The organism is Sphingomonas sp. ATCC 31555 (assembly GCF_000282895.1).
Lineage (GTDB): Bacteria > Pseudomonadota > Alphaproteobacteria > Sphingomonadales > Sphingomonadaceae > Sphingomonas.
In genome coordinates this window covers 17,453-43,325 of the sequence record NZ_ALBQ01000053.1, presented here as the reverse complement: position 1 = coordinate 43,325, position 25,873 = coordinate 17,453, and the positions used below count along the sequence as shown (strand labels likewise).

The 25,873-nt window shown below is 67.2% G+C and carries 25 protein-coding genes; 20 read left to right on the top strand and 5 right to left on the bottom strand.

Annotated elements, in window-relative coordinates; genetic code table 11:
• Positions 1–71: 71 nt before the first annotated feature.
• The 5 genes from B215_RS0117435 (at position 72) to B215_RS0117415 (ending at position 5,494) form a co-directional block, all read left to right on the top strand.
• Positions 72–1,013 carry a helix-turn-helix domain-containing protein gene (locus tag B215_RS0117435; protein WP_037514140.1) on the top strand — a complete coding sequence of 314 codons (942 nt, stop codon included), beginning with the start codon at positions 72–74 and terminating at the stop codon, positions 1,011–1,013.
• Between the two features lie 81 nt (positions 1,014–1,094).
• Positions 1,095–2,024 carry a YbgF trimerization domain-containing protein gene (locus B215_RS0117430; protein ID WP_019370925.1) on the top strand — a complete coding sequence of 310 codons (930 nt, stop codon included), beginning with the start codon at positions 1,095–1,097 and terminating at the stop codon, positions 2,022–2,024.
• The gene (gene tilS, locus B215_RS0117425) at positions 2,002–3,018 is read left to right on the top strand and encodes a tRNA lysidine(34) synthetase TilS (protein WP_019370924.1); all 1,017 of its coding nucleotides are present in this window, start codon (positions 2,002–2,004) and stop codon (positions 3,016–3,018) included. The genes B215_RS0117430 and tilS overlap by 23 nt, the downstream gene beginning before the upstream one ends.
• A 69-nt stretch (positions 3,019–3,087) precedes the next feature.
• Positions 3,088–5,049, top strand: a complete 1,962-nt coding sequence (gene ftsH, locus B215_RS0117420; protein WP_019370923.1) for an ATP-dependent zinc metalloprotease FtsH — start codon at positions 3,088–3,090, stop codon at positions 5,047–5,049.
• A gap of 73 nt (positions 5,050–5,122) precedes the next feature.
• Positions 5,123–5,494, top strand: a complete 372-nt coding sequence (locus B215_RS0117415; protein ID WP_082664392.1) for a hypothetical protein — start codon at positions 5,123–5,125, stop codon at positions 5,492–5,494.
• A 4-nt stretch (positions 5,495–5,498) separates the two neighbouring features.
• Here B215_RS0117415 and B215_RS0117410 read toward each other — a convergent pair whose 3' ends face one another.
• Positions 5,499–6,569 carry a DUF3667 domain-containing protein gene (locus B215_RS0117410; RefSeq protein WP_019370921.1) on the bottom strand — a complete coding sequence of 357 codons (1,071 nt, stop codon included), beginning with the start codon at positions 6,567–6,569 and terminating at the stop codon, positions 5,499–5,501.
• 48 nt (positions 6,570–6,617) lie between these two features.
• On the opposite strand from B215_RS0117410, the gene B215_RS0117405 reads away from it, so the two are divergent.
• The 9 genes from B215_RS0117405 (at position 6,618) to B215_RS0117365 (ending at position 13,448) form a co-directional block, all read left to right on the top strand.
• A complete protein-coding gene (locus B215_RS0117405; protein WP_026009369.1) occupies positions 6,618–7,886 on the top strand; it encodes a glutamate-5-semialdehyde dehydrogenase in 1,269 nt (422 codons plus the stop codon).
• A 16-nt stretch (positions 7,887–7,902) separates the two neighbouring features.
• Positions 7,903–8,556 carry a nicotinate-nucleotide adenylyltransferase gene (locus B215_RS0117400; RefSeq protein ID WP_037514127.1) on the top strand — a complete coding sequence of 218 codons (654 nt, stop codon included), beginning with the start codon at positions 7,903–7,905 and terminating at the stop codon, positions 8,554–8,556.
• Between the two features lie 31 nt (positions 8,557–8,587).
• On the top strand, positions 8,588–8,941 hold the full coding sequence (gene rsfS / locus B215_RS0117395; protein ID WP_019370918.1) for a ribosome silencing factor: 354 nt from the start codon (positions 8,588–8,590) through the stop codon (positions 8,939–8,941).
• A gap of 21 nt (positions 8,942–8,962) precedes the next feature.
• A complete protein-coding gene (locus B215_RS0117390; protein ID WP_019370917.1) occupies positions 8,963–9,385 on the top strand; it encodes a 23S rRNA (pseudouridine(1915)-N(3))-methyltransferase RlmH in 423 nt (140 codons plus the stop codon).
• A gap of 3 nt (positions 9,386–9,388) precedes the next feature.
• Entirely contained in the window at positions 9,389–10,561 is a 1,173-nt protein-coding gene (locus B215_RS0117385) for a murein hydrolase activator EnvC family protein (RefSeq protein WP_019370916.1), read from the top strand.
• Positions 10,562–10,626: 65 nt separating this feature from the next.
• Positions 10,627–11,955 carry a S41 family peptidase gene (locus B215_RS0117380; RefSeq protein WP_019370915.1) on the top strand — a complete coding sequence of 443 codons (1,329 nt, stop codon included), beginning with the start codon at positions 10,627–10,629 and terminating at the stop codon, positions 11,953–11,955.
• Entirely contained in the window at positions 11,952–12,446 is a 495-nt protein-coding gene (locus B215_RS0117375) for a disulfide bond formation protein B (RefSeq protein WP_019370914.1), read from the top strand. The genes B215_RS0117380 and B215_RS0117375 overlap by 4 nt, the downstream gene beginning before the upstream one ends.
• Positions 12,443–12,976, top strand: a complete 534-nt coding sequence (locus B215_RS0117370; protein ID WP_019370913.1) for a demethoxyubiquinone hydroxylase family protein — start codon at positions 12,443–12,445, stop codon at positions 12,974–12,976. The genes B215_RS0117375 and B215_RS0117370 overlap by 4 nt, the downstream gene beginning before the upstream one ends.
• Positions 12,977–13,037: 61 nt before the next feature.
• Positions 13,038–13,448 carry a hypothetical protein gene (locus B215_RS0117365; protein ID WP_019370912.1) on the top strand — a complete coding sequence of 137 codons (411 nt, stop codon included), beginning with the start codon at positions 13,038–13,040 and terminating at the stop codon, positions 13,446–13,448.
• Positions 13,449–13,452: 4 nt separating this feature from the next.
• Here B215_RS0117365 and B215_RS0117360 read toward each other — a convergent pair whose 3' ends face one another.
• Entirely contained in the window at positions 13,453–14,658 is a 1,206-nt protein-coding gene (locus B215_RS0117360) for a glycosyltransferase 87 family protein (RefSeq protein WP_019370911.1), read from the bottom strand.
• A gap of 88 nt (positions 14,659–14,746) precedes the next feature.
• On the opposite strand from B215_RS0117360, the gene B215_RS0117355 reads away from it, so the two are divergent.
• The 6 genes from B215_RS0117355 to fabI all read left to right on the top strand — a co-directional run bounded on the left by B215_RS0117355 (position 14,747) and on the right by fabI (position 20,745).
• Positions 14,747–15,994 (top strand): putative DNA modification/repair radical SAM protein, encoded by a 1,248-nt coding sequence (locus B215_RS0117355; protein ID WP_019370910.1) that lies wholly within the window; start codon positions 14,747–14,749, stop codon positions 15,992–15,994.
• A gap of 80 nt (positions 15,995–16,074) precedes the next feature.
• Entirely contained in the window at positions 16,075–16,560 is a 486-nt protein-coding gene (locus B215_RS0117350) for a hemerythrin domain-containing protein (protein ID WP_019370909.1), read from the top strand.
• 3 nt (positions 16,561–16,563) lie between these two features.
• A complete protein-coding gene (locus tag B215_RS0117345) occupies positions 16,564–17,940 on the top strand; it encodes a UdgX family uracil-DNA binding protein (protein WP_019370908.1) in 1,377 nt (458 codons plus the stop codon).
• 100 nt (positions 17,941–18,040) lie between these two features.
• Entirely contained in the window at positions 18,041–18,976 is a 936-nt protein-coding gene (locus B215_RS0117340; protein ID WP_026009368.1) for a DnaJ C-terminal domain-containing protein, read from the top strand.
• A 6-nt stretch (positions 18,977–18,982) separates the two neighbouring features.
• Positions 18,983–19,945, top strand: coding sequence for a YihY/virulence factor BrkB family protein (locus B215_RS0117335; protein WP_019370906.1), 963 nt, complete (start codon positions 18,983–18,985; stop codon positions 19,943–19,945).
• The gene (fabI, locus tag B215_RS0117330; protein ID WP_026009367.1) at positions 19,942–20,745 is read left to right on the top strand and encodes an enoyl-ACP reductase FabI; all 804 of its coding nucleotides are present in this window, start codon (positions 19,942–19,944) and stop codon (positions 20,743–20,745) included. Before B215_RS0117335 ends, fabI begins: the two co-directional genes overlap by 4 nt.
• A gap of 33 nt (positions 20,746–20,778) precedes the next feature.
• Here the strand turns inward: fabI and rarD are convergent, their stop codons facing one another.
• The 3 genes from rarD to B215_RS0117315 all read right to left on the bottom strand — a co-directional run bounded on the left by rarD (position 20,779) and on the right by B215_RS0117315 (position 25,806).
• Positions 20,779–21,666, bottom strand: a complete 888-nt coding sequence (gene rarD, locus B215_RS0117325; RefSeq protein WP_019370904.1) for an EamA family transporter RarD — start codon at positions 21,664–21,666, stop codon at positions 20,779–20,781.
• A gap of 77 nt (positions 21,667–21,743) precedes the next feature.
• Entirely contained in the window at positions 21,744–25,472 is a 3,729-nt protein-coding gene (locus B215_RS0117320) for a LamG-like jellyroll fold domain-containing protein (RefSeq protein ID WP_019370903.1), read from the bottom strand.
• A gap of 112 nt (positions 25,473–25,584) precedes the next feature.
• The gene (locus B215_RS0117315) at positions 25,585–25,806 is read right to left on the bottom strand and encodes a hypothetical protein (protein WP_019370902.1); all 222 of its coding nucleotides are present in this window, start codon (positions 25,804–25,806) and stop codon (positions 25,585–25,587) included.
• Between the last annotated feature and the right edge of the window lie 67 nt (positions 25,807–25,873).

The following is a 25,873-nucleotide window of genomic DNA, read 5'->3' as shown; positions in this document are numbered from 1 at the left end:
CCCCCAAACCAGATAAGGCGAGCGGCACCAGGGGTCTAACACGTTCGCCGGAGGACATAATGCAAGGCGACATGCCCGACGAATTCACGCCAAACCCCGCACGGCCGGGTGATCAGCTTCGGGCAGCGCGCGAGGCGCAGGGACTGGACCTTGCCGAAGTCGCCGCACGCACCCGCATTCCGCAACGACATCTGGAGGCAATCGAGCAGGGCACCTATAGCGGCCTGCCTTCCATCACCTATGCGACCGGCTTCGCCAAAGCCTATGCCCGCGCGGTGGGCGCGGACGAAGTTGCGATTGCGCGTCAGGTCCGCGATGAACTGGGTCAGCAGGAGCGCCCCGCGCCCATGCCCGAATATCCGTTGGAAGATCCGACGCGCGTTGCCTCGAGCGGGCTCGCCTGGTTTGGCGTGATCGTCGCCGTGCTGCTCGTGGCGGCCATCGGCATCTGGTATGGGACCAACCTGTTCCGCGGCGGCGCATCGGCAGCAGGAGACGGTCTGGCGCAGGAGCTGGCGCCCACGCCGGCTCCGACAGCGGCGGTTGCTGCTGCGCCGACGCCGCAGCCGAGCGTCCCGGCGGTGGAGCATGTGACGCTCGTCGCGCGGGGACCGGCCTGGATCCGCGTGACCGATGCGAACGGCACACGGCTCGTGGAGAAGGAACTGGCCGCAGGGGAGCGCTATGAAGTACCCGATGATGCGGCACGTCCGCGCGTCCGCACCGGCCGGCCGGACCAGATACAGGTGCTGATCAACGGCGCCGAAGTGGCACCGCTCGGCACCACGGTGGAGACGGTCGAGGTCGAAATCAGCTCGGCTGCCCTGCGTGCGCGCGGACAGGCGCCTGCCGCGGCGGCACCGGCAGCACCGGCAGTATCGGGTGCGGGCGCTGCGCCGGGATCGCAGCGCAGGCTTGGCCCGCGCGTATCCGACAGCGTGGACTATTCGTCGGCACCTGCCACTCCGCCCGCGGGCGAAGCCTCGCCACCGAGTGATACCACCAACCCCTGAGGGGCTGGTGTTTAGGGCCGTCGCTTGGCTATAGCGGCGGCGCGCCCGTCGCCGGGCGATGGTTCCAGGGATTATGACGACATGCGTATCGCACTGGCAGCGGCACTGGCCCTCACGGCTTTAGGCTGCAACGGCACGGCCCAGGCACAGGCCCAGACCGGCGTCGACCAGCGGGTCGATCGGCTGGAGCGCGAGATGCGCGCCGTGCAGCGCAAGGTCTTTCCGGGCGGCGCGGGGCAGACGGTGGAGCCGCAGATCACCCAGCAGGTCGACACGACGGCGCCGGGCGTACCCGCGACCAATCCGCTCGCGGACCTTACCCAGCGCGTCGCGGCGCTGGAAGGGCAGCTCCAGTCGCTGACCGGCCAGATCGAGCAGAGCCAGTATCGCGTCCGTCAGCTGGAAGAGGCCTTTAACGCCTATAAGGCGGCGACGGATGGCCGGCTCAAGGCGATCGAAACCCCGCCAGTGCCGGCCGATGTTGCGCCCAGCGATGCCGATGTGGCCGCGAGCGGCGATGCGGCGCGAAGCGGCGGCCCTGCCGCTGCGGGATCGGCGACGAAGTCGACGGGCGAGCGCGCGGCCCGGGTGGCGGCGGTCGAAAGGCCGAACAGCGGCGATGCGGCCGAAGATCTGTATCTCTATGGCTTCCGCCTGTGGCAGGCGAAGCTCTACCCAGAGGCGCGCAAGGCCCTGGAGCAGGTCGCCACCAAATATGCCAGCAGCAAGCGCGCCAGCTATGCCCGCAACCTGCTCGGCCGCGCCTACCTGGACGACAATGCGCCGAGCCTGGCCGCGGTCGCCTTCTACGACAATTACAAGAAGGACCCCAATGGCGAGCGGGCGCCCGACAGCCTTTATTATCTGGCGCAAGCGCTGGTGAAGCTGAACAAGCCTGCCGGCGAGGTCTGCAAGGTCTATGACGAGTTGACCAAAGTCTATGGCGATCAGCTCTCGGCCGAAATGAAGGCAGGCGTGACCAAGGGCCGTGCCGATCAGCGCTGCAAGTGATGCGCCGCTGACCGGCGCGATTACCGGCGCGGATATCGCCCGGTTCGAGGCCGACTGGATCGGGGCTGCCGGTGGGGCTCCAAGCGATACAAACAGGGCAGGCATCGCCGTTTCCGGTGGTACGGACAGCGTGGCGCTGCTGTTGCTTGCCTGCGCCGCCTTCCCAGGCCAGGTGCGCGCTGCCACCGTCGATCACGGGCTGCGGCCCGAAGCGGCGGAGGAGGCGCGGGGTGTCGGCGCGCTTTGTGCTCGGCTCGGCGTTGCCCACATGGTGCTGCGGCCGCCGCCGGGAAGCTTTGCGCGCGGGAATGTGCAGGATCGGGCGCGGGCGGTCCGCTATCGCTGTCTTGCGGCATGGGCGGCAAGCGCGGGCTTGCGCTGGGTCGGCATCGCCCACCAGCAGGATGATCTCGCCGAAACGTTCCTGATGCGCGCGCGGCGGGGTGCGGGGCTCACCGGGCTGGCGGCGATGCAGCCGCTACGTCCGCTGGAGCCTGGCGCCGGCACCCCGTTGCTGGTGCGGCCCTTGCTCGGCTGGTCGCGGGGGGAACTTGCCGCATGTGTCGCCGCGGCGGGGATCGTGCCGGTGGAGGATCCCTCCAACGTCCATCCGCGCTTCGATCGCAGCCGGATGCGCGCGTTGCTGGCGGCGACGCGGGAGCTGTCGCCGGCGCGGCTTGCCCGTGCGGCCGGCAATCTGCGCGATGCCGAGGCCGCGCTGAGCTGGATCGCGGACCGCGAATGGCAAGCCCGTGCCGAGTGCGGCGAGGGCGGCATTCTGCTCGATACGGCTGGATTGCCCCGCGAACTCGTCCGCCGGCTCGCCGGCCGCGCCATTGCGGCGCTGGGCAGTGCCGCCCCCTTGCGCGGTTCCGGACTTGACCGCCTGATCGCGGCAGTGGATGCCGGGAAGGTGGCGACATTGTCCGGAGTCGTGGTCCGTCCGGGGCAGCGCTGGCGCTTCGCGCCCGCACCGCCGCATCGATCACGGTGATCGACGTTGTTCCATTGTCATTAACGCCCCCATGCCTATCTTAGAGGCTGGAAAGGTACTGGGTACACGATGAGCGAGAACGGCAAGCAGCAAGGTCCGGAGAACGGGGGCAACAATCCCTGGATGAAGAGCCTGCTCATCTGGGTAGGCATCCTCGCGGCGCTGGCGCTGTTCGTCACCCTGTTCCAGGGTGGACCGACGCAGCCGGCCGGCAATGCGATCCCGTATTCGACGTTCCTCGACAAAGTCGATTCCGGCGACATCAAGGACGTGAACATCGCCGTAGGTAGCGGCGTCATCACCGGCAATGCGAGCGAGGGCAAGTTCCGCACGAACAACCCCGGCGATCCCAAGCTGGTCGAGACGCTGCGCGCCAAGGGCGTGGTGATCAACGCGCGTCCGGAAGACTCGCCGTCGATCTGGCAGTATATTCTCGTCCAGTCGCTGCCCTTCCTGCTCTTCCTCGGCATCGCCTTCTTCGTGCTGCGCCAGATGCAGAAGAATTCGGGCTCGGGCGCGATGGGCTTCGGCAAGAGCCGCGCCCGCCTGCTGACGCAGAAGGAAGGCAAGGTCACGTTCGACGACGTTGCGGGCATCGACGAGGCGCGCGAGGAACTCGAGGAAATCGTCGAGTTCCTGAAGGACCCGTCGAAGTTCGCCCGCCTGGGCGGCAAGATCCCCAAGGGCGCGCTGCTGGTTGGCTCGCCCGGTACCGGCAAGACGCTGCTCGCGCGCGCCATTGCAGGCGAGGCGGGCGTGCCCTTCTTCACCATCTCGGGCTCGGATTTCGTCGAGATGTTCGTCGGCGTCGGCGCCAGCCGCGTGCGCGACATGTTCGAACAGGCCAAGAAGTCGGCGCCGTGCATCGTCTTCATCGACGAAATCGACGCGGTCGGCCGCTCGCGCGGTGCCGGTCTGGGCAACCAGAATGACGAGCGCGAGCAGACGCTGAACCAGCTTCTCGTCGAAATGGACGGCTTCGAAGCGAACGAAGGCATCATCATCATTGCCGCGACCAACCGGCCGGACGTGCTCGATCCTGCGCTGCTGCGTCCGGGCCGTTTCGACCGCCAGGTGCAGGTGCCGCGCCCCGATATCGAGGGTCGTGTGAAGATCCTGCAGGTGCATATGAAGAAGGTGCCGATCGCACCCGACGTCGATGCCCGCGTGATCGCGCGCGGTACGCCGGGCTTTTCGGGTGCCGATCTCGCCAACCTCGTCAACGAGGCGGCACTGCTCGCCGCCCGTCGCAGCAAGCGGCTGGTGGCGGCGCAGGAGTTCGACGACGCGCGCGACAAGGTGCTGATGGGTGCCGAGCGCCGTTCGATGGTGATGACCGACGACGAGAAGCGGATGACCGCCTATCACGAAGCCGGCCACGCCCTGGTGTTCGCGCACGAGCCGACGGCGGATCCGATCCATAAGGCGACGATCATCCCGCGCGGTTTTGCTCTCGGCATGGTGCAGCCGCTGCCGGAGCGTGATTCGTACAGCTATCACCGCGACAAGATGCACGCTGATATCGCCGTGGCATTTGGCGGCCGCGTCGCCGAGGAACTGATCTTCGGCTATGACAAGGTCAGCTCGGGCGCCTCGAACGACATCATGCAGGCGACTCGCCTCGCCCGCGCGATGGTCACCAAATGGGGTCTGTCGGACAATCTCGGCCCGCTGGATTTCTCGGAGAGCGAGGACAGCTTCACCGGCTATTCGGTGCAGCGCGCCAAGCCGATGTCCGACGAAACGGCGCGGCTGATCGATGCCGAGGTCAAGAGCTTCGTCGAGAAGGGCCTGAACCGGGCACGCCAGATCTTGGGCGACCATATCGACCAGCTGCACACCATTGCGCAGGCGCTGCTCGAATATGAGACGCTGACCGGCGAAGAGATCAAGAAGCTGATCGCCGGCGATACGCTGGACCGGGGCGACCCCACCGGCGTGCACGGTATGCCCGTTGCGGGCGGCACGTCGATCCCGAAGACGCGCCGGCTGAAGGGGCCGTTCGGCAATCCTGCTCCGCAAGGTGCCTGATCCGCGATTGTCGGCGCGCGCGCCGCTGTTCTAGAAGCTGCTCCCGGGTTCATGATCCGGGAGCAGTTTTTCTATGCGCAGGGCGATAATGGCAGGGGCATTGGCGCTTTCGATGGGGGCGGCACCCGCCCAGGCGATGACCGTGGCCGACTTCCTCGCCAAGGTGCAGGCACTCAAGGCGAAGGGGCCGATGGCGCTGCTGTCGCCGGACATCGGATTGCTCAAGCGGGAGGTGGATTCAGCCTCCGCCGCCTATCGTGCCGACCTCGCCGCGGCGGCGGCCGCCGGCAAGCGCCCGCGTAGCTGCCCGCCGCCCAAGGGGCAGGTGAAGCTCGGCAGCGACGAACTGATTGCCGAATTCGAAAAGATACCGCCTGCCCGCCGCGGCATCAGCGTTACATCGGCCTTCGCGGCGATGATGCACCGCCGCTATCCGTGCCGCTGACGCGTCAGCCCATGATCCCGAGCAGCGCGAGAATCGCGAGGAACAGCAAGGCGATGATGCCGATGAACCATAGCAGCACGATGGTGCGCAGGATCGCGGAGCGCCAGCGCAGGCCATAGGCCTGTTTGAGCTGCACGCACAAATGCACCGGCGGCACGACCATCGCGATCGTCATCAATGCATCGTCGGGCACCCGCACCGCGCTGAGCAGTGTGACGACGATGAACAGCAACGACATCGCCGCGATCGAATAGGTGACGAAAACGGCGTGATCGTAGAGCTTGTACTGTCGCTTCCAGAAAAACAGCAGCCAAACAAACGGCACCGACAGCGGGATCAGTAGCCACGAGAACTTATAGATGCTTGCTTGCAACTTGTACAGCATCAGTGCCGGATTCTTCTGCCACTTCTCAATGCCGTAATCCAGCGTATGCCAGCCAGTATTGGTTTGAAAGCCCTCTGGTATCTCGCTCTCGTCTTGCGGCAGCTGCGCAGCTGAGGCCTTATATTTGGCGATATACCGATCTGCCTTGGCGATATCCTCCTGCAGTTCGGCGCGATCCGAGTCATTGGCGTCAAGCTTGGCAAGTTTGGCGGCCTTGCGGGCGCGGCCTGATTCGGCCTTTTCGATCGAGTGCTGGATAGCCGCCGCGGGACGCGCAGTTGCGGTCTCCAGATCGGTAGGCGCCGAGATGCCTAAGATCTGGAAGATCGCGAACATGGTGAAGATCGAGAAGAGGAACATCGCCATCGGCGAGACGAAGCGGGCGCGCTCGCCGGCGATGTAGCGGCGAGTCAGGTCGCCCGGCCGCCAAGCGAGCAGCGGCAGCGTCCGCCACATCTTCCCTTCGAAATGGGCGACGCCGTGCAGCAACTCGTGCCCGATGGCGCCAAGCGAGCGATGGACATGCCCCGACTGGCCGCATTCGTGGCAGTGCGGGCCGATCAGCGCCGTGCCGCAGTTCAGGCAGATCGTGCCATGCCCATGTCCATGGCCTTCGCCCGCGCGCGGCTCCACCGCACGACCGAGCAGGCCCCCCGTAACCAGTTCGCCGGCTGCGTCAAATTCCCCCATGGGCCCCAAGGCTATCAGCTTCGCGCGCTTCGTGCTAGCGACTGCAGCATGGCCGACATCGACACGCCCGACACGCAGATGCTGATCACCGATATGGGCCGCCGCGCCCGTGCGGCCGCCACGGTGCTGGCGGCGCTGCCGAGCCCTTCCAAGGCGCAGGCGCTGCGTGCGGCCGCCGCCGCGATCCGCGCCTCGCAGGACGCGATTCTTGCCGCCAATGCCGAGGACATGGCCGCCGGCAAGGCGAACGGCCTGTCCGACGCGATGCTCGACCGGCTGCTGCTCGACGCGAAGCGAATCGAGGGCATGGCGTCCGGTGTCGAGGCGGTCGCCGGGCTTGAGGATCCGGTGGGCAGCGTGCTCGACGAGCGTGCCCGTCCCAATGGCCTCGTGCTCAAGCGGGTGCGCGTGCCGATCGGCGTCATCGGCATCATTTACGAAAGCCGCCCGAACGTCACCGCCGATGCCGGCGCGCTGTGCCTGATGTCCGGCAATGCCGCGATCTTGCGCGGCGGCTCGGAAGCGATCCGCAGCAACCGCGCGATCCATACCGCGCTGGTCCATGGGCTGACGCAGGCGGGCCTGCCCGCCGATGCGATCCAGCTGGTGCCGGTGACCGATCGCGCCGCGGTGGGGGCGATGCTCACGGCGGAAGGGCTGATCGACATGGTCGTACCGCGCGGCGGCAAGAGCCTTGTCGCGCGCGTCCAGGCCGAGGCGCGGGTGCCGGTGCTCGCGCATCTCGACGGCATCAACCACGCCTATGTCGATCGCGCTGCCGATCCGACGATGGCGGTCGCGCTGGTGGTCAACGCGAAGATGCGCCGCACGGGCATTTGCGGCGCGACCGAGACGCTGCTGATCGACCGCGGCTTTGGCGATCCGAAGCCGATCCTTGCCGCACTGGCCGAAGCGGGGTGCGAATTGCGCGGCGATTCCGAAGTGCAGGCGCTCGACCCGCGCGTGCAGCTCGCTACCGACGAAGATTGGGACACCGAGTATCTCGAGGCGATCCTGTCGGTGAAGCTGGTCGACGGCGTGGACGGCGCCGTGGCGCATATCGCCGCGCACAGCTCGCACCATACCGACGCGATCATCACCGAGGACGCAGAGACGGCGGCGCGCTTCCTCAACACCGTGGACAGCGCGATCGTGATGTGGAACGCCTCGACCCAGTTCGCCGATGGTGGCGAGTTCGGGCTGGGCGCCGAAATCGGCATCTCCACCGGCCGCCTGCACGCACGCGGGCCGGTGGCGCTGGAGGGGCTGACCACCTACAAATGGCTGGTGCTCGGCACTGGCCAGACCCGGCCTTGAAGCGCCCGACCCACTCTTGAAGCGCATCGGACTTCTCGGGGGCTCGTTCAATCCGGCGCATCGTGGGCATCGGCGATTGTCGCTTCATGCCTTGCGCGCGCTCGATCTCGACGAAGTCTGGTGGATGGTCTCGCCCGGCAACCCGCTGAAGGAGAAGGCCGGCATGGCGCCGTTCCAGGCGCGGCTTGCTTCGGCGCGGGCAATGGCGCGGCATGCGCCGATCCGGCCGACCGCCATCGAGAAGAAGCTGAAGACTCGCTATACCGCCGATACGCTGACCAAGCTGCCCCGGCTCTATCCCAATCATCGCTTTATCTGGCTGATGGGGGCGGACAATCTTGCGCAGTTCCATCGCTGGGAACGATGGCGGCACATCGCCCGTCAGGTTCCGATTGCGGTTGTCGCGCGTCCAGGGTATGATCGCGGTGCCCATGCAAGTCCTGCAATGGGTTGGCTGCGGCGCGCTGTGCGGCCCGCAGGCCAGGCGAAACATTGGACGCGATGGAGATTGCCGGCACTTGTGCTGTTGCGCTTCCGCCCCGATCCGACGTCGGCAACGCGCCTTCGGGCTGCCGATCCAGCCTGGCACCGGCGATTCCTCGGCACTTCTCCGACTATGGAAAAGGAGAGTCCGGCGCCGTATCCATCCATCAGCACAGACAGTCGCTAGACTAGGAGCAACCTTGGCCACATCCCCCAATATGCAGCGTTCGAACGACGCCGACAGCGTCGAAGCGCTGCATAGGCTCGTGCTCGCTTCGCTGGAAGACGATCAGGCGGTGGAAACCGTCTCGATCCCGCTCGCCGGGAAAAGCAGCATCGCCGATTACATGGTGATCGCATCGGGCCGCTCGACCCGCCAGGTCGCCTCGATGGCGATGAAGCTGGCCGAGAAGCTGAAGGCAGAGCAGGGCCGCACCCCGCGCGTCGAAGGCCTGCCGGCTGCCGACTGGGTGCTGATCGACGCGGGCGACGTGATCGTCCATCTGTTCCGCCCGGAAGTGCGCAGCTTCTACAATCTCGAGCGGATGTGGTCGTTCGAGGGCCAGGCCTGATCTGATTCCGGCACGCGCGCAATGTTGCTGCACATCGTCGCGCGCGGCCGGATCGGGCGCAGTCCGGAAGCCGAGCTAGTCGACCGCTATCTGAAGCGCGTGACGTGGCCGGTGCGCGTCACTGAACTGCCCGATACCGGGGGCAAGATGCCCGTCATCGCCCCCGGCACGCGGATCGTGATGCTCGACGAACTGGGCGAGAACCTGCCCTCCAAGACGCTGGCGACACGGCTAGGTGCCTGGCGCGACGACGGCGTCCGCGAAACGCGTTTCCTGATCGGCGCGGCGGACGGATTCGACGATGCCGATCGCAAGGCGGCGGACATGCTGCTCAGCTTCGGCAAAGCGACCTGGCCGCACATGCTGGCCCGCGCGATGCTCGCCGAACAACTATGGCGGGCGGCATCGATCCTCGCCAACCACCCCTATCACCGCGAGGGCTGACCCATGGGGCCGCGCCGGAGCCTGATCCTGGCCGCAACGCTGGTCGCGATCGGTGCTGTCGGCGCTTTGGGACAGCCGCGTCCGGACGCTACCCGTACCCAGGCACGCCGATTGCTGGACGCTGGCGAAGCGGCGAAGGCGGCGATCGCACGCGCCGCGGCACTCGATCGGGCGGCGGCGGCCGAGCAGGACCAGGCTGTTCGTGCGCGCGCAGAACAGGCAGCGGCAGCGGAACGGGTGAAGGCGGCGGAGGCGGCGCTCTCTGCGGCGCAAGCCCGTGTCGCTTTGCTCGACGGACTGCTCGATCGCCAACGCGCCGCGTTGGGCGAGCGCCAGCGGCCGGCGCTGGAACTCGTCGCTGCCTTGCAGGCGATGGCGCGCCGCCCGGCGGTGTTGGCGCTTGCCCAGCCGGGCTCGGCGCAGGATATGGTCCATGTCCGCGCCACGCTGGCGAGCCTGCTGCCTGCGATCGAAGCGCGCAGCGCCGGCGTACGTGCCGATATCGTTCGTTCGCGCACGCTGCGCACCGCCGCCGCCGCCGCCACCGAGGAATTGGCACGCCGTACCGCCGCGCTGGAGCGCGAACGGCTGGCGGCGGTGCAGTTGGAGGCCGTACACCGGCTCCGCGCCGAAACGCTGGGCCGCAGCGCACTGGCCGAGGAGGACCGCGCGTTGGCACTGGGCGAAGCCGCCCGCGAGCTTGCCGCCTATTTCCAGCAGAGCGAGGGCGACGCGCAGGTGCAGGCCCGGCTGCAGGCGCTTCCCGGCCCCTTGCCGCGGCCGGAAAGCGCGGCGGTGCGGCACGGCGGAGCGGCACCCTATCGGCTTCCCGTCGCGGGGCGGATCGTCACCGGGTTCGGCGAGATTTCGCCCGCTGGGGTCCGCGCGCGCGGGCTGACCGTTGCAGCCGCACCGCGCGCGGCCGTGGGTGCCCCAAGCGCCGGCACGATCGCCTATGCTGCACCCTTTTCAGGCTATGGCGGCGTCGTCATCATCGATCACGGCAAGGGCTGGACCAGCCTGATTTCGGGGCTCGGCACGTTGAGCGTGCGTGCTGGCGCACGTGTGGCGCAAGGGGGGCGTATCGGCAGCGCGCCGGCGAACGATGGCGCCCGTATCACGGTCGAACTGCGCCGCCGGGGTCGGCCGCTGGACCTGACCCAATTGCTCGACTGACACGCCGTGCAAAAGCCGTTATCGTCGCCTACATCAGCTAGGTCGCCCTTCCGGAAAGTCTCTTGATGCTGCGTTCGTTTCTTCAGGTTACCGCCGCCGTCGGCGCACTCGCGATCATTCCCATCACATCCGGCGCCATGGCGGGGGTCGACACCAGCAGCTATCGCGAACTCGATACCTTCATGGAAGTCTACAACACCGTGAAGGCCAACTATGTCGACAAGGTGGACGACAAGACGCTGGTGAAGGGCGCGATCCAGGGCATGCTGGCTGCGCTGGACCCGCACAGCAGCTATGCCGACGGCCTCGATTTCGATAATCTGAAGATCCAGACCGAGGGCAATTATGGCGGCCTCGGCCTCACCGTGACGCAGCAGGACGGTGCGGTGAAGGTGATCGCGCCGACCGAAGACGGCCCTGCGGCCAAGGCCGGCATCAAGTCCGGCGACTTCATCACCCATCTGGACGGCAAGTTCATCGTCGGCGGCAGCCTGGACGAGGCGATCACCCAGATGCGCGGGGCGCCGGGCACCAAGATCGCGCTCACTGTGGTGCGCCCCGGCACCGACAAGCCGCTGCAATTCACCCTTACCCGCGAAATCATCACCCAGAAGCCGGTGAAATGGGAGGTGAAGGACGGCATCGGCATCATCAACATCAATACCTTCACCGCTCGCACCGGCGGCGACACTGCGCTGGCGATCCAGGAAATCGACAAGAAGCTCGGGCACAAGCCGCTGGGCTATATCGTCGATCTTCGCGAAAATGGCGGCGGCCTGCTGACCGAGGCGATCGCGGTATCGGACGTGTTCCTCAGCCATGGCGAGATCGTGTCGCAGCGCGGCCGCGAGAAGGGCGATATCGAGCGCTATTATGCCGAAAGCGTGTTCCCGGGCGATCTTGCCAAGGGGCTGCCGGTGATCGTGCTGGTCGATTCCGGCACCGCCTCCGCATCGGAGATCGTGGCGGGCGCGCTGCAGGATCATCATCGCGGGCTGGTGATGGGCGTGCGCAGCTTCGGCAAGGGATCGGTGCAGACCATCCTGCCGATGGGGCAGCGTGCGGCGCTGCGGCTCACGACCGCCCGCTACTACACCCCGTCGGGCCATTCGGTGCAGGAAGGCGGGATCAAGCCCGATATCCTGGTGCCGCAGCTTTCCGATCCCGATTACAAGTCGCGCCCGATCCTGCGCGAGGCCGATCTGCGCCGCCACCTGATCAACCAGCAGAAAGTGGATGACGGCGTGCTGGAGGAAGATACCGCCACCGATCCGCGCTTCGCCGCCACGGCAGAGGAACTGAAGAAGAAGGGGATCGAGGACTTCCAGCTCGCCTATGCGCTGCAGACGATCGGCCGGCTTTCGCAAACGGCGGCGGCAGGCAAGGGCAAATGAGCGTGATGCCGCGCACCGCCCCCGTTCTCGCCCGCTGGATCGCGCTGCTGCTGCCGCTCGCCCTGCTCGGCGGCGCGATCGGATCGCAGTTCCTCGGCGGCCTGGTGCCGTGCGAGATGTGCGTTTGGCAGCGCTGGCCGCATCTGGGCGCGATCCTCGTCGCGCTGCTCGCCTTTTTCGTGCGGGGCCGCGGTGCCGTCACCGCGCTGGTGCTGCTCGCCGCCCTGCTGATCGCCGCAAGCGGCGTGATCGGCATCTATCATGCCGGAACCGAGTATCACTGGTGGCAGGGCATCACCGCCTGCACCGCCGCGCCGACGCAGGGCTCGGCGATGGACATGCTGACCGAAGCGCTGCGCCGGCCGATCGTGCGGTGCGACGTGGCGCAGTGGGAGATGTTCGGCATTAGCCTGGCTGGCTATAATGCCATCTTCTCGCTGGGCGGCGCGGCACTTATCGCGCTCCTGGCAACAAGGAGGCCGGTGCGATGAGCTGGAAACCGGGCGATCGGCGCGAAAGCCGCGAGGCGATGGTTCGCGTCGACCAGGCGGGCGAATATGGCGCGACGCGCATCTATGCGGGGCAGCTGGCGGTGATGGGCGATCGCACCCCGACGGCGCGCACGATCAGCGGCATGGCCAATCAGGAAGAGCATCATCGCGCCTTTTTCGACGCGCTGATCGCGCGGCGCGGCGTGCGGCCGACCGTGCTGCAGCCGTTCTGGGACGTGGCGGGGTTCGGCCTGGGCGTGGTGACGGCCGCACTCGGGCCGCAGGCGGCAATGGCCTGCACTGCGGCGATCGAAACCGAAATCGATCTGCATTACGAGCAGCAGCTGGCCCAGTTGGGCGAGGAGGATCCCGAGCTGCGCGATGCCGTCGCCCGGTTTCGCGACGAAGAAATCGAACATCGCGACACGGCGATTGCTTCCGGTGCGGAGAATGTGCCGGCTTATCCGTTGTTGTCGGGCGTGATCCGCGCGGGCTGTCGATTCGCGATCGCGGTTTCCAAGCGAATCTGAAAGCGCGGGTTAAGGCCTGCGCGCCGATAGTGGCTTGAAGTTAGGGCAGAGGAGAAACAGGGTGCTCAAGACGATCGCTTTCATCACCGCGGCCGTGGCGGCACCGCTGCTGCTGCCCGCCGCCGCCCAGGCGCAGAATGCCGCGCAGAACGGCGTGCTGATCATCTACGGCAACGACAAGTGCCCGACCAACAAGGATGGCCAGGAAATCGTCGTATGCCAGCGCCTGGACGAGGGCGAGCGCTTCCGCATTCCGAAGACGATCCGCGACACGACCCCAGGCTCCCCGCAAAAGACCGAGAGCTGGGCGGTGCGCTCGCAGGACGCGCTGACCACCGGCAATTTCGGCACCGGCAGCTGTTCGACGGTGGGCGCCGGCGGCGGCACCGGCTGCTTCGTCCAGCGCGCCACCGCGGCGCGTGCCGAGCGCCGCGCGCAGAAGAAGGCCGAGACGGACCTGCCGCTGCCCTGATCGATCAGGCGCTCGCGCGGGTGATCCACGCGGGCGCCGGCAGCCGAACAGTATCGGCGATCACCCACAGCATCGCGACGCCCCGGATGCTCGCTGCGAGCAGGATGTCGTGTGGCGTGGCATAGGGCCATGCGCCGGACATGCCGGCGAACCACCAGAATTCCGCGAAATAGGCGGCGACATCGCCGATCACGAACAGCGCCAACGGCTTGAAGCGCGGCGCGGTCATCACCAGCAGCGGGTATAGCCAAAGGTCGAACTGCGGCGACCAGACCTTGTTGGTCAGCATGAACCAGGCCAGCACCGGGGTGAACAGTACCCATAGCCTTGCCTGGTGCTGCCGCCACCCGAGCGCCACGATCGCCGCGGCGCCGCCCAGAAAGGCGAGCGTGGCATAGAGGTTGCGCTCCGCGATACCCGTTACCCAGATTTGCTGCGTCGAAAGGATTTCCCACGTCGATGCCGCCGTGCCCGACCGCTCCTGCGAAAAGCGATAGAATTCCGACCAGTTCTCGGATGCCGCGAGCGCCACCGGCAGGTTCACCGCCGTCCAGGCGCCGATCGCGGCCAGCGTGCAGGCGGCGGCGGCGGTGACCCGCGCGCGCCAGCGCGGCTCCGGCCCGGCCAACGCGGAAAGCCCGATCAGCGGCAGCAGCAGCACCGGGAACAGCTTGGCGGCCGCGCCCAATGCCGCGAGCGTCGCCGCCAGCACCAGCCGCTGACGGCGTGCCGCGAGCATCGCCGCTACCGCCAGCGTTGCCGCCCCAAGATCCCAGTTATGGCCGAGATACAGGATCAGCGGCGGCGCAGCGGCCCACAGCCACAGCCGGGTGCGATCCATGCCGGCCCGCGCAAGCATCCACAGGATCATCCCGGCCAGCATCGCATTGACCAGCGTGACGATGCCGAGAAAGCCTGCATCGTTGGCGGAGATGCCGAACAGGGCGCGCGTGGCGGCACCCTCGATCCAGATCTGCAGCCCGGTGAGCACCGGATACTCCATCGGCGTCTGCAGATAGGGGATCAGCCCCTGGTCCACATGGCGCTGGCCCCAGAACGGCACCGCATCGCTGTAGCAGCCGCTGGTGTACTGGATGGCTGCCACCCAGCCATGCGCCATGCAATGCGCCTTGAACAGCCAGCCGAGCAGGCAGGTAAGTGCCATGGCGAGCGCCAGCACCCGCATGCGTCCGTCGATCCGCTGAATCATGCCCGAACCCTCCGATGGGCGCTCGTACAGGGCCGATGGCCGACCGTCCATCTGGACAGCGTGCGGCGGAGAACATACATCGAACGTGATGGCGCAACTCGACACCCGGGCGAAGCTGGCGATTCTCGCCGATGCTGCGAAATATGATGCTTCGTGCGCGTCTTCGGGGACGAGCAAACGCACCTCGGCGGATCGCAAGGGGTTGGGCTCCACCACCGGCAACGGCATCTGCCACGCCTATGCGCCGGACGGGCGCTGCATCAGCCTTCTCAAGATCCTGCTGACCAACAGCTGCATCTTCGACTGCCATTACTGCATCAACCGCAAGAGCTCGAACGTACGCCGCGCGCGGTTCACCCCCGCCGAGGTGGTCGATCTCACGCTCAATTTCTACCGGCGCAATTATATCGAGGGGCTGTTCCTCTCCTCCGGCATCATTCGATCGTCCAACTATACGATGGAGCAGATGGTCGAAGTGGCGCGCTCGTTGCGCGAGGACCATCATTTCCGCGGCTATATTCACCTCAAGACAATTCCCGATGCCGATCCCGAGCTGATCCACCAGGCCGGGCTTCATGCCGATCGCCTTTCGATCAATGTCGAGTTGCCGACCATCGCGGGGCTGAAGCGGCTGGCACCGGAGAAGTCCGCACCGCAGATCGAAGGCGCGATGCTTGGCATGCGCAGTGCGATCGAAGACGGGGCGGATGCGCGCAAACGCTATCGCTCGGCGCCCAAGTTCGCGCCCGCCGGGCAATCGACCCAGATGATCGTCGGCGCCGATGCTGCCACCGATGGCGACATTATCGGCCGGGCGGCGGGCCTTTACGATCGGTTCGGCCTGCGCCGAGTCTATTATTCGGCGTTCAGCCCGATCCCCGATGCCAGCGCGGTGCTGCCGCTCCAGCGCCCGCCGCTGATGCGCGAGCATCGGCTCTATCAGTCGGACTGGCTGATGCGCTTCTACGACTATCGACCCGACGAGGTGGCGCAGGCGGTGGACCCGGGCACCGGCATGCTGCCGCTCGACATCGATCCCAAGCTCGCCTGGGCGCTGCGCTTCCGCGATCGCTTTCCGGTCGACCTCAATCGCGCACCCCGCGAGGCGCTGCTGCGCGTGCCGGGGCTGGGCACCAAGGCGGTTGCTTCGATTCTCGCTGCGCGCAAATGGCGGCGGCTGCGGCTGGAGGATGTCGCGCGGCTCACCGTGTCGCTGGCCAAGATCCGCCCGTTTATCGTCACTGCCGACTGGCGACCGGTCGCGCTGACCGATAAAGCCGATCTGCGCGCCTGGATCGCGCCCAAGAAGGAGCAGCTAGAGCTGTTCGCCGCGTGAGGGCGGGCTTGCGAACGACTCGCGGGAGCAACCTAGGGGAGGTCCGCCGGTTGGGGCTGGGAAACCAGGGAGACTCCCACATGGCTGACCAGCCCCGCATCTTCGCCGACCTCATCGCCGACCATGACCGCCAGCGCGACCTGATCGCCCAGATCGACGCCACCTCGGGCGACAGCCCCGAGCGCCGCGACCTGTTCGAGCAGCTTCGCCTCGAGCTTCAGTCGCACGCCGCGGCGGAAGAGGAGTCGCTCTACGCGACGATGCTCGCCAACCCCGAGCTGCGCGAGGATGCGCGGCACTCGGTTTCCGAGCACAAGGAAGTCGACGACCTGCTCGGCGAGCTGATGGACATCGAGATGGCCTCCTCGGCCTGGCTCTCGAAGTTCCGCGCGATGAAGGATCGCTACCTCCACCATATCGACGAGGAGGAGGAAGAGATGTTCCCCACCGCCGAGAAGGAGCTTTCCTCGGAAGAGGAAGAGCGTCTCGGCAAGATCTTCGAGGCGCGCAAGCCCAAGGAGCTGGAGCGCGCCGAAGCCCACCCGCCGGGCGACGAGCGCGAGTAAGCGTTGCGCGCCGTAACGCTTGCCGCCGAGGATGATTTCGAGGGCTGGCGCGATGCGGCGCGGGCGCTGGCCCAGGCGCATGTCGCGCCGCCCGAGGTCGTGTGGCGGGTAGGCGAGGGCGGCGGCGATCTGTTCGCGGCTGAGGCCGCCCCGCCGCCGGCGACCGCCGGTTTTACGCTGCGAGTCCCCAAAGCGTTCGTGGAGTTGGCGCAGACCGTTATCCTCCACGCGGACCCGCAGCGATTCTCGCTCCTCTACACGCTGCTCGCCACCGATCCGCACCGCATCGAGGATCGTGCCGACCCGCTGGTCCGCCGGCTGGAGCTGATGGCCAAGGCGGTGCGCCGCGACATCCACAAGATGCGCGCCTTCGTCCGCTTTCGTGAACTGGTGGATGAGGCCGGCCCGCGCTTCATCGCCTGGTTCGAGCCCGAGCATCATATCGTCCGCGCCAATGCCCGCTTCTTCGTCGAGCGGTTCGCCGCCATGCGCTGGTCGATCCTCACCCCCGAAGTCTCGCTCCACTGGGACGGGAACACGCTCAGCGAAGGCCCCGCCGCCGCGCGCGGCGACGCGCCCGCCGACGATCCGGTCGAGGCGGTGTGGAAGACCTATTATGCCTCCATCTTCAACCCCGCCCGCCTCAAGACCGGCGCGATGCTGAAGGAGATGCCGCGCAAATATTGGAAAAACATGCCCGAAACCGCGTTGGTGAAGGAGCTCGTGGCCGGTGCCCGGGCGCGGGAGACGGCGATGGTGGAGACGGCGCGAAGCGCGGTCGGCGGCAATGTCGAAGGCGCCTGGGAAGCGTTGCGCGACGAGGCGGCGGCGTGCACCCGCTGCCCGCTCTACAAGCCCGCGACGCAGACCGTGTTCGGCGAAGGCCCGCTCGATGCCGACATGATGCTGGTCGGCGAGCAGCCGGGCGACCAGGAGGATCTCGCCGGCCGCGCGTTCGTCGGCCCCGCCGGGCAGATGCTCGATCGCGCGCTGGGCGAGGCGGGGATCGACCGCGCCCGCGTCTACGTCACCAATGCGGTCAAGCATTTCAAGTTCGAGCCGCGCGGCAAGCGGCGCATCCACGCCAAGCCCGATGCCGGCGAGATCACCGCTTGCCGCTGGTGGTACGAACAGGAGCTGTCGCTGGTCCGCCCCAAGCTGGTCGTGGCGCTCGGCGCCACTGCCGCCCGCCAGATCACCGGCAAGGCGGCGACCATTTCCCGGCTGCGCGGCCAGAAGCTGGCGCTGCCCGAAGGCGGCAGCGGCTGGGTGACGGTGCACCCGAGCTACCTGCTCCGCCTGCCCGATGCCGATGCGGCCGCGCAGGCGTACCAGGACTTCGTGGCCGATCTGCGTGGCGCATGGGCGCTGCTCGGCTGATCGCACCCCTTGCGCGAAACGATCCGCACGCCGATGTTTGGGCTTTAACACCTGTCCTGTAAGGGGCGGGCGATTGGCATTGGACGCATTGGGGATTTTGGTGGCAGATCCATACGTAACGCTCGGGGTGGCGCGCAGCGCGAGCGAGGACGAGATCAAGAAGGCCTATCGCAAGCTCGCCAAGGAGCTGCACCCCGATCGCAACAAGGACAATCCCAAGGCTTCGGAAAAGTTCAGCCAGGTCACCCAGGCCTATGACCTGCTGACCGACAAGGACAAGCGCGCTCGCTTCGACCGCGGGGAGATCGATGGCGACGGCAACCCCACCGCGCCGTTCGGCTTCGGCGGTGGCGGCGGTGGCGGCGCAGGCGGCTTCCGCCCCGGCGGCGGCCAGTTCGATTTCGGCGGCGGCGAGGCCGATATCGGCGACATTTTCGAAGGGCTTTTCGGCGGCGGCAAGCGTGGCGGCGGCGGCTTCAGCGGCGGGTTCGGCGGTTTCGGTCGGCGCCCGCAGCCCAAGGGCGCGAACGTCGCCTATCGCCTTGCCGTGTCGTTCGAGGACGCAGCCAAGCTCGCGCCGCAGCGGATCACGCTGCGTGATGGGAAGACCATCGACCTGAAGCTGCCCGCGGGCCTGGAAGAAGGCACCCAGATGCGCCTGGCCGGCAAGGGTGAGGAAGGGCCGGGCGGGCCGGGGGACGCGATCGTCACCATCGAAATCCAGTCGCACCGCTTCTATACGCGCGACGGCGACGATATCCGCCTGGACCTGCCCGTGACGCTGACAGAAGCGGTGCTGGGGGCACAGATACGCGTGCCGACACCGGACGGCCCGGTGATGCTGACCGTGCCCAAGGGCTCGAGCTCGGGCAAGGTGCTGCGCCTGAAGGGCCGTGGCTTTCACAAGAAGGGCAGCGGGCGCGGCGATCTGTTCGTCACGCTGATGATCGACCTGCCGACGCAGGACGATGCGTTGACCGAATTTGCTAAGGGCTGGCAAAATCAGGGGAACCCGCGCGCCCGCATGGGCGTCTGACGTCTTGTGGAAGAGCCGCTGAATCCGATTTCGCCGCACTCGCCCGAAGGTCGGCGACGTGGTTTAGGCGGCGCCATTCCGCAGCGTCTGCAAGACCTTGGCATCACCGCGCGCATGGTGGAAATCACCAAGCGCGTGGCGCTGGGCACGTTCAACGAAGGGTTCACCTATGCGGGGAACCTGGCCTATCTGTCGTTGGTCACCCTGTTCCCGTTCTTCATCGTCGCAACGGCTGTTGCCAGCTTGGTCGGGCGTACCGGCACAGGCATTCATGCGCTGGAGGCGTTCCTGCAGACGGTGCCGCCGGATGTGGCGGACCTGCTGCGCGGGCCGGTCGTCGAAGTGCTGAACGGCCGTACCGGCGGTCTGTTGTGGTTCGGCGGGCTGGTGGGGCTGTGGACGACCGCGGGCTTCATCGAGACGATCCGGGGCATCCTGCACCAGGCCTATGGCGTCACGTCGAGCACGCCGTTCTGGCGCTATCGCCTAGCCTCGATCGGGATGATCGTCGGGGCGGTGGTGATGGTGATGCTGGCTTTCACCTTCCAGGTGATCCTGACGGGCATCGAACAGTTCCTCTACCGCATTCTGCCCTGGGCGACCGAGGCGCAGCGCTTTGCCGCGGCGGGCCGCGCCGTTCCTGGCTTCGCGCTGTTCGGCGCCTTGTTCGTACTGTTCTACGCGCTTACACCCTCGCAATATCGTTCTCATTGCTATCCGAAATGGCCCGGCGCGCTGATGACTACGCTTTGGTGGCTGGGAGTTACCGGCGGCCTTCCGTTGGCGCTGGGCATGATGGGCGGCTATGGTGCGACCTATGGCAGCCTGGCGGGGGTAATGGTCGCTCTGATCTTCTTCTTCCTGGTGGGACTCGGGCTCGTCGTAGGGGCGGAACTCAACGCCGCTCTGGCGGAAGTGCCCGAACCCGGTCTAGAGGAGCACCAGGGACAGGAGATTCAGAAGACGTGACCGGATTGATGCATGGGAAGCGCGGGCTCATCATGGGCCTCGCCAACGATAAGTCGCTGGCCTGGGGAATTGCGAAGGCGCTGCACGCCCAGGGTGCGGAAATGGCCTTTTCCTATCAGGGCGAAGCACTGCTCAAGCGCGTGAAGCCGCTGGCCGAGCAGGTTGGCTCCGATTTCCTCATCGACTGCGACGTGTCCGACATGGCGGCACTGGACGGTACGTTCGAGACGCTGGCGGCGCGGTGGCCGACGATCGATTTCATCGTCCACGCGATCGGCTTTTCCGACAAGAGCCAGCTGCGCGGGCATTATTACGACACCACGCTCGATAACTTCCTGATGACGATGAACATCTCGGTGTTCAGCTTCACCGCCGTCGCCCAGCGCGCACAGCGGCTGATGCCGAATGGGGGCAGCCTGCTGACGCTCAGCTATTACGGCGCCGAGAAGGTGGTACCCCATTACAACGTGATGGGCGTGGCGAAGTCGGCGCTGGAAACGTCGGTGAAGTATCTCGCCATGGACCTGGGCCCGCGCAACATCCGCGTCAACGCGATCTCCGCAGGGCCGATCCAGACGCTGGCAGCGCGCGGCATCGGCGACTTCAACTATATCCTGAAGTGGAACCAGCTGAACGCGCCGCTTCGCCGCAACGTCACGATCGAGGATGTCGGCGGCGCCGGCCTGTACATGCTGTCGGACCTGGCATCGGGCGTCACCGGCGAGATCCACCATGTCGACGCCGGCTACAACGTGATCGGCATGAAGGCCGAAGACGCGCCGGATATCGCGCTCGCCTGAAGCCTTTGGGGTGGCCGGTGCCGCCCCCTCCGGTCACCGCGTAGCGACGGCGCGATAGGCCCGGATGCTGTCCCATGCATAGATGGCGCAGCCGGACCAGATCAGCGCGAAGGTGACATAGTGCACCGGCAGCACCGGCTCGCCGAAGAGCAGCACCGCCTCCAGGAACTGCAGCGTCGGCGCGATGTATTGCAGCAGTCCCATCGTCGCATAGGGCAGTCGGCGGGCGGCAGCGGCGAACAACAGCAGGGGCGTGGCGGTAACGGCCCCGGCCGCGATCAGCAGCACATCGATCCGCGTGGACGCACCGAATGCCTGGGTGCCGTCCTGCGCGGCCCAGAGCAGCACCGCCAGGCTAGCGGGCGCGAGCAGCAGGGTCTCGACCGTAAGCCCGCCCAACGCATCGATCGCGGCCACCTTGCGGAGCAGGCCATAGGCCCCGAAGCTGAGCGCGAGCGCCAGCGGCACCCATAGCGCATCGCCACCCTGCACGGTCAGCAGGAGCACGCCGATAGCGGCAACGCCGATCGCCACGCCCTGCAGCCGCCGCAGCCGCTCGCCCAACACCAGCATGCCCAGCGCCACATTGACCAGCGGGTTGATGAAATAGCCAAGGCTCGCGTCCAGCACATGATCGTGCTGCACCGCCCAGATATAGACCAGCCAGTTCCCCGCAATCAGCGCGGCGCCCCCCGCCAGCAACAGCAAGGTACGGCCGCGCGCCGCCGCGGCGATGGCGCGCACCCGCCGCAGCGCGATGACGATCGCAGCGAGCAGCAGCAACGACCAGACTACCCGGTGGGCAAGCACCTGCAGCGCCGGAACGTCGTGCAGCAGGTGGAGGTAGAGCGGCAGCACCCCCCATAGGGCATAGGCAGAGACGCCGAGCATCAGGCCGGCGCGGTCGGGGATGGTGGACATGGCCCCCCGTTGGGGCAGCCACTGCCGCCGCGCAACCCATTCCCGGTTGCCGTCCCCCAAGTTCCAGTGGTTTCGCTTTAGTCGTTCAGCGTTACCCGGTTGTTGTGCAGCGTCACCTCCGGCGCGTCGCCGGGCAGCGCGATGCGGACCGTGCTGGGCCGGCCGGCACCGCGTAGCGGAATCCGCACCTGGGTGGTCCGCGGCTTCAGATCCTCGGGCGCCTCCATCGCCGGCAGCGTCGCACGTCCCAGTTCACCCCGGGGCCCGCTTACGATCACCACGCCGCCGGTCGTGGCGCGATGGCCCAGGCTGTGCACGGTGACGGTCACGGTGCGGTCCTTCACCGCCACATCGTCGCGGCCAATGCCCAGATCCGCCCGCCGCTCGACGGGATCGCCCGCTGCTTCCAGCGTGAAGACATAGCGGCTGGCTCCCGGGGCGAAGCGGATCGGCACGGTGCTGGATCGCCCGAGTTCGAGCATGGTGACGGTGCCGTTGGGGCCGCGCATCGACCAGCGGCCAGCGGTGACGTTCCAGGTCGTCATCGCCGCGTCCTGCGGCACGGCGCTGGTGTTGAACGCTTCTACGGTGAAGGCGGACGGCGTCGCGCCCGGCACCAGCAGTGCCACCTGCTCGGCCGCATCGGCCTTGGCAAAGCGCCAGCTCACGGCGTTGCCGGGATAGGTCTGGTTGCGGCGCAAGGCGATCCCGCCCAGCCGCTCGCGCTGCAGCCACTGGTTCTCGCTTTCGACGCGGTCGGTCCACCAATGGCCTTCGGTCATCAACGGCAGCCGGGCCGACTTTTCAAGGATCGCGGCTTCGTGCAGCGGCACCAGTCCGGCCGGATCGCCGCTGACGGTCCAGGCCGCGATGCGGGCGGCATCGCTGCTGCCTTTCGCGTTCACCAGCGCACGGGTTTCGGGCAGCAGCGCGACATTCTCGTTGATCTCGCCGACTGCCTGCGGCCGGGCGGCCAGCGGGCGCAGATAGGCGGTATCGCCGGTGAAGCGCCAGGCGGCCCATGCCGTCTGCAACGGCACGCTGACGCCGCCGCCGTCGCCGACACGGGTGGCATCGCTGCGCCAGTTGATTTCGTTGGGGAAGCTCCAGCGGCCGTCAGCGTCCTGCTTGCCATGCGCCAGCCAGCCATCGGCGAGCCCCGTCACCAGCCCGCGTGCCTGCGGCCCGGCATTGAACACGCCGAGCAGGATCGGCGCGTGCATCACCACATAGCTATAGGGCTTCTGCCATTCGAACGCGCCTTCGCGGTACATCTGCCGGGCGCCATACCAGTTGCTGGCGAAGTGGAGATGGCCCGCCGGATTGGGCAGGATCACGGTGCGCAGCGCGCGGGTGGTGGCGAACAGCCGCTCGATCGTCTTCGGCTCGCCCCAATTGAGGTAGAGCCGCGCCGCATCGGCGTTCAGCCCTTCCTCATAGGCGTGCAGTTCATCGGTGGTGATCGTGCCGAGCCCGTTTTCGATCATGCCGTTGCGATAGGCTGCATCGTCGAGCGCGCGCAGCGACGCATTCACCTTGTCGGGGATGACGCCCATCAGCGCCAGACCGGGCCATTGCTGGAGCAGATCGGAATCGTCGCTGATCCCCCCCCCGAAGTCACCATAGGGTACCTGGCGATTGTCGATCCACCATTCGACGAAGCGCCGGGTGAGCCGCAGATCCTGCAGCTGTCGCGCCGCCCAAGCGGGCACGCCGGCGGGGATGGGCGGCAATGCCTCCGCTGCCATGTTCTCCGGCCGATAATCGATATCCGCCCAATAAGCGCGCATTTCCTTGTGTTCGGGATCGACGCGCAGCAGATCGCTCGCATCGGTGCGCACCCGGCGATAGAGCGCGGCCCGCTCGGACGACGTATGTTCTTCGACCAGGAAGCCCCAATTGTCCTTCACCTGGTGGAAGCGATCGGCGACATGCTCGGCCAGCGCCTCGGCGCGTGGCTTGAAGACGAGGCGGATCTCGGCGCCGTCCAGCCCCTCGGCATCGAAGTCCGGTGCGGCGGAGGCGAGAGTCAGGAACAGGCTGTCGTCGCTGAGGATGCGGTCGCGCAGATCGAGCCACAACGTTCGCGCCTCGCCCGGCCGGACCGAGAAGGAGAAGTCTATCAGGTCGCGCTGCGGCCAGATCGGATCATGCACACGGAGGTTGAGCGGGATCAGCCCGTCGGCGTTGGGCGTCGCCTTCAGCGCCGGCAGATCGATGGCGATGCCATCCAGTCCGTCGTGCAGGTTGCGCCAGCCATAGTTGAAGGCGCGCGCCAGCGGCTGATCGGCATGCGCCTGGTTGAGGTTCGACGGGATCAGCAAGTGGACGATCGGCTTGGCGCCGGCCGGGCGCACCGCCGCGCCGCTGTCGCCCGCCGCACCCGCACCCACCGCCGCGCGCACGCCCGATTTGGGCATCGCCAGCACGGTGCTGCGTTCCTCGGGAGCGAAGCGGCCGGCGATGTAGCGGTTCAGGCCTGCCAGCGCGGCGAGGTTGGCGGCCGCCTTGGCGTTCACCCGGTAGCTGAGCTTGAAGCTGCCTGCCGGCTCGGGGGCGTCCTCCACCTGATAGGCCCAGATCTCTTGGATCGGCTGTTCCTGCATCGCGTTGGTGAAGCGCAGCGTGCCGCCCGTGCGTTGGGCGAGCGCGTCCACCGACCGGACCACGCCGCGCGCGCGCTCCGCCAGTTTCGTGAACCGCTCGCCATCGCCCGACCAGGCGAGATCGCCATAGGCGGCGCCGCGAATCTCGACGCGATTGAACGCCTCGCCCGCCGGCACGGTTAGCGTATAAGCCTTGCCGCCTTCGACATAGGTGTTCCAATCGGGAAGCTCGAAATAGTCGGTGCGGCCGGGCAGGCGCGATCGGTTGTACACGCCGGGCCAGGTCGTCTCGGCGATGCCGTCGACGCCCTTCCACATCCACTGTTTCAGGTCGCGCGCATCGGCGAACTCCACCTTGCGTACTCGCGTCGCCTTGGTGGTGAGCGGGGGCGGCGAGGCCTTGTCCCAGCCATAGCGATGCAGCCACGCAGCACGCTCGGCGGCGATGTCGCGCGGCGCCGCGGCGCTCGGCAGCGTACGGGCGGCAAGTGCCGCCACGTCCGCGGTGCCCAGCATCCGATCATAGACGCGGATCTCGTCAAGGTCGCTGCCGCGCATGAAGTTATAGCGACTCTGCACCTGATGCGGGCTGATGACGCGGCCGGCCATGCCGAACTGGTCCAGCCCCGCGTCCAGATCTGCCTGCTGCGCCTTTCGCGCGACCTCGCGACCGTTCAGGAACAGCCGCACGCCCTGCGTCTCGTCCCAGGCAAAGGCAAGATGCTGCCATTCCTCCGGCGCGGGCACGCGCTCGAGCCGGAATGAGACGCGCAGCCGCGAAAGATTGGCGTCGGTGACAAAGGCGTCGAAGCCACGGCCGTTCCAGTCGATCCGCAGGAACGCCATGTCCCAGCTGGAATGATCGGCGAAGCCAGCGCGGAAGATCACGAAAGGGGCTTCGCCCGGCGGCGTGCGGGCGCGCCAGAAAAATGCCAGCGTGCCGCGTTCGGCGCGCATGTTGCCGGGTGCGTTCCAGGCGACATAGCCCTCGTCCGCCCAGCGCGCCGCGCCGCCGATCGCGCCATCCGGGACAATCGACACTGCCGAACGGAAATTGGGGACGGGATCGCCCAGCGCGACGTCCGCGGTCAGGCTCTTGTCGGCGGAAAGGTGGAAGAGCAGCCCGTCCTCGCCCGCGCTTTGCGCGACGGCGGGCGTTGCTGTCGCCAGAGCCAGTGCCGAAATCCCCCACACGCGCATACCGCTCTCCCAAGCCATTCTTTTATCACCGAACCCTGCCTCGGCGCAGCGGTCGGCGGCTTGTTGACACCGGTAGCAATTTTCGTCGGTCCTGCCAATGGCGGGAAATCGATCAGGTTCGGCTGCCGCGCAGCGTCGCTTCGGCAAGTCGCCGGCTGACCAGATCGACGGAGCTGTCGCTGCCGCTCTCACCCCAGGCGAAGGCCGGCTGCGCGCCGGTCAGCTCGCTGTGGATGCGGCGGGCTACGCGCTCCAGCTCCGCAGAGGTGGGCTCGCGGCCTTCGGCAATACAGGCGATCGCTTCCGGTGCGATCGTCGGCGGTATCGAGTGCATCCGCTCCTCCCGGTTTTGCTCGCCAGCTAGGGACGATCTGTGACAGTAAAACCCCGCGCGGCTCAAT

Excerpts from the sequence above, each read along its gene's own strand:
- B215_RS0117435 (WP_037514140.1), top strand. The coding sequence starts at position 72 with ATGCCCGACGAATTCACGCCAAACCCCGCACGGCCGGGTGATCAGCTT.
- B215_RS0117430 (WP_019370925.1), top strand. The coding sequence starts at position 1,095 with ATGCGTATCGCACTGGCAGCGGCACTGGCCCTCACGGCTTTAGGCTGC.
- ftsH (WP_019370923.1), top strand. The coding sequence starts at position 3,088 with ATGAGCGAGAACGGCAAGCAGCAAGGTCCGGAGAACGGGGGCAACAAT.
- B215_RS0117415 (WP_082664392.1), top strand. The coding sequence starts at position 5,123 with ATGCGCAGGGCGATAATGGCAGGGGCATTGGCGCTTTCGATGGGGGCG.
- B215_RS0117410 (WP_019370921.1), bottom strand. The coding sequence starts at position 6,569 with ATGGGGGAATTTGACGCAGCCGGCGAACTGGTTACGGGGGGCCTGCTC.
- B215_RS0117405 (WP_026009369.1), top strand. The coding sequence starts at position 6,618 with ATGGCCGACATCGACACGCCCGACACGCAGATGCTGATCACCGATATG.
- rsfS (WP_019370918.1), top strand. The coding sequence starts at position 8,588 with ATGCAGCGTTCGAACGACGCCGACAGCGTCGAAGCGCTGCATAGGCTC.
- B215_RS0117390 (WP_019370917.1), top strand. The coding sequence starts at position 8,963 with ATGTTGCTGCACATCGTCGCGCGCGGCCGGATCGGGCGCAGTCCGGAA.
- B215_RS0117385 (WP_019370916.1), top strand. The coding sequence starts at position 9,389 with ATGGGGCCGCGCCGGAGCCTGATCCTGGCCGCAACGCTGGTCGCGATC.
- B215_RS0117380 (WP_019370915.1), top strand. The coding sequence starts at position 10,627 with ATGCTGCGTTCGTTTCTTCAGGTTACCGCCGCCGTCGGCGCACTCGCG.
- B215_RS0117375 (WP_019370914.1), top strand. The coding sequence starts at position 11,952 with ATGAGCGTGATGCCGCGCACCGCCCCCGTTCTCGCCCGCTGGATCGCG.
- B215_RS0117370 (WP_019370913.1), top strand. The coding sequence starts at position 12,443 with ATGAGCTGGAAACCGGGCGATCGGCGCGAAAGCCGCGAGGCGATGGTT.
- B215_RS0117360 (WP_019370911.1), bottom strand. The coding sequence starts at position 14,658 with ATGATTCAGCGGATCGACGGACGCATGCGGGTGCTGGCGCTCGCCATG.
- B215_RS0117355 (WP_019370910.1), top strand. The coding sequence starts at position 14,747 with ATGGCGCAACTCGACACCCGGGCGAAGCTGGCGATTCTCGCCGATGCT.
- B215_RS0117350 (WP_019370909.1), top strand. The coding sequence starts at position 16,075 with ATGGCTGACCAGCCCCGCATCTTCGCCGACCTCATCGCCGACCATGAC.
- rarD (WP_019370904.1), bottom strand. The coding sequence starts at position 21,666 with ATGTCCACCATCCCCGACCGCGCCGGCCTGATGCTCGGCGTCTCTGCC.
- B215_RS0117320 (WP_019370903.1), bottom strand. The coding sequence starts at position 25,472 with ATGCGCGTGTGGGGGATTTCGGCACTGGCTCTGGCGACAGCAACGCCC.
- B215_RS0117315 (WP_019370902.1), bottom strand. The coding sequence starts at position 25,806 with ATGCACTCGATACCGCCGACGATCGCACCGGAAGCGATCGCCTGTATT.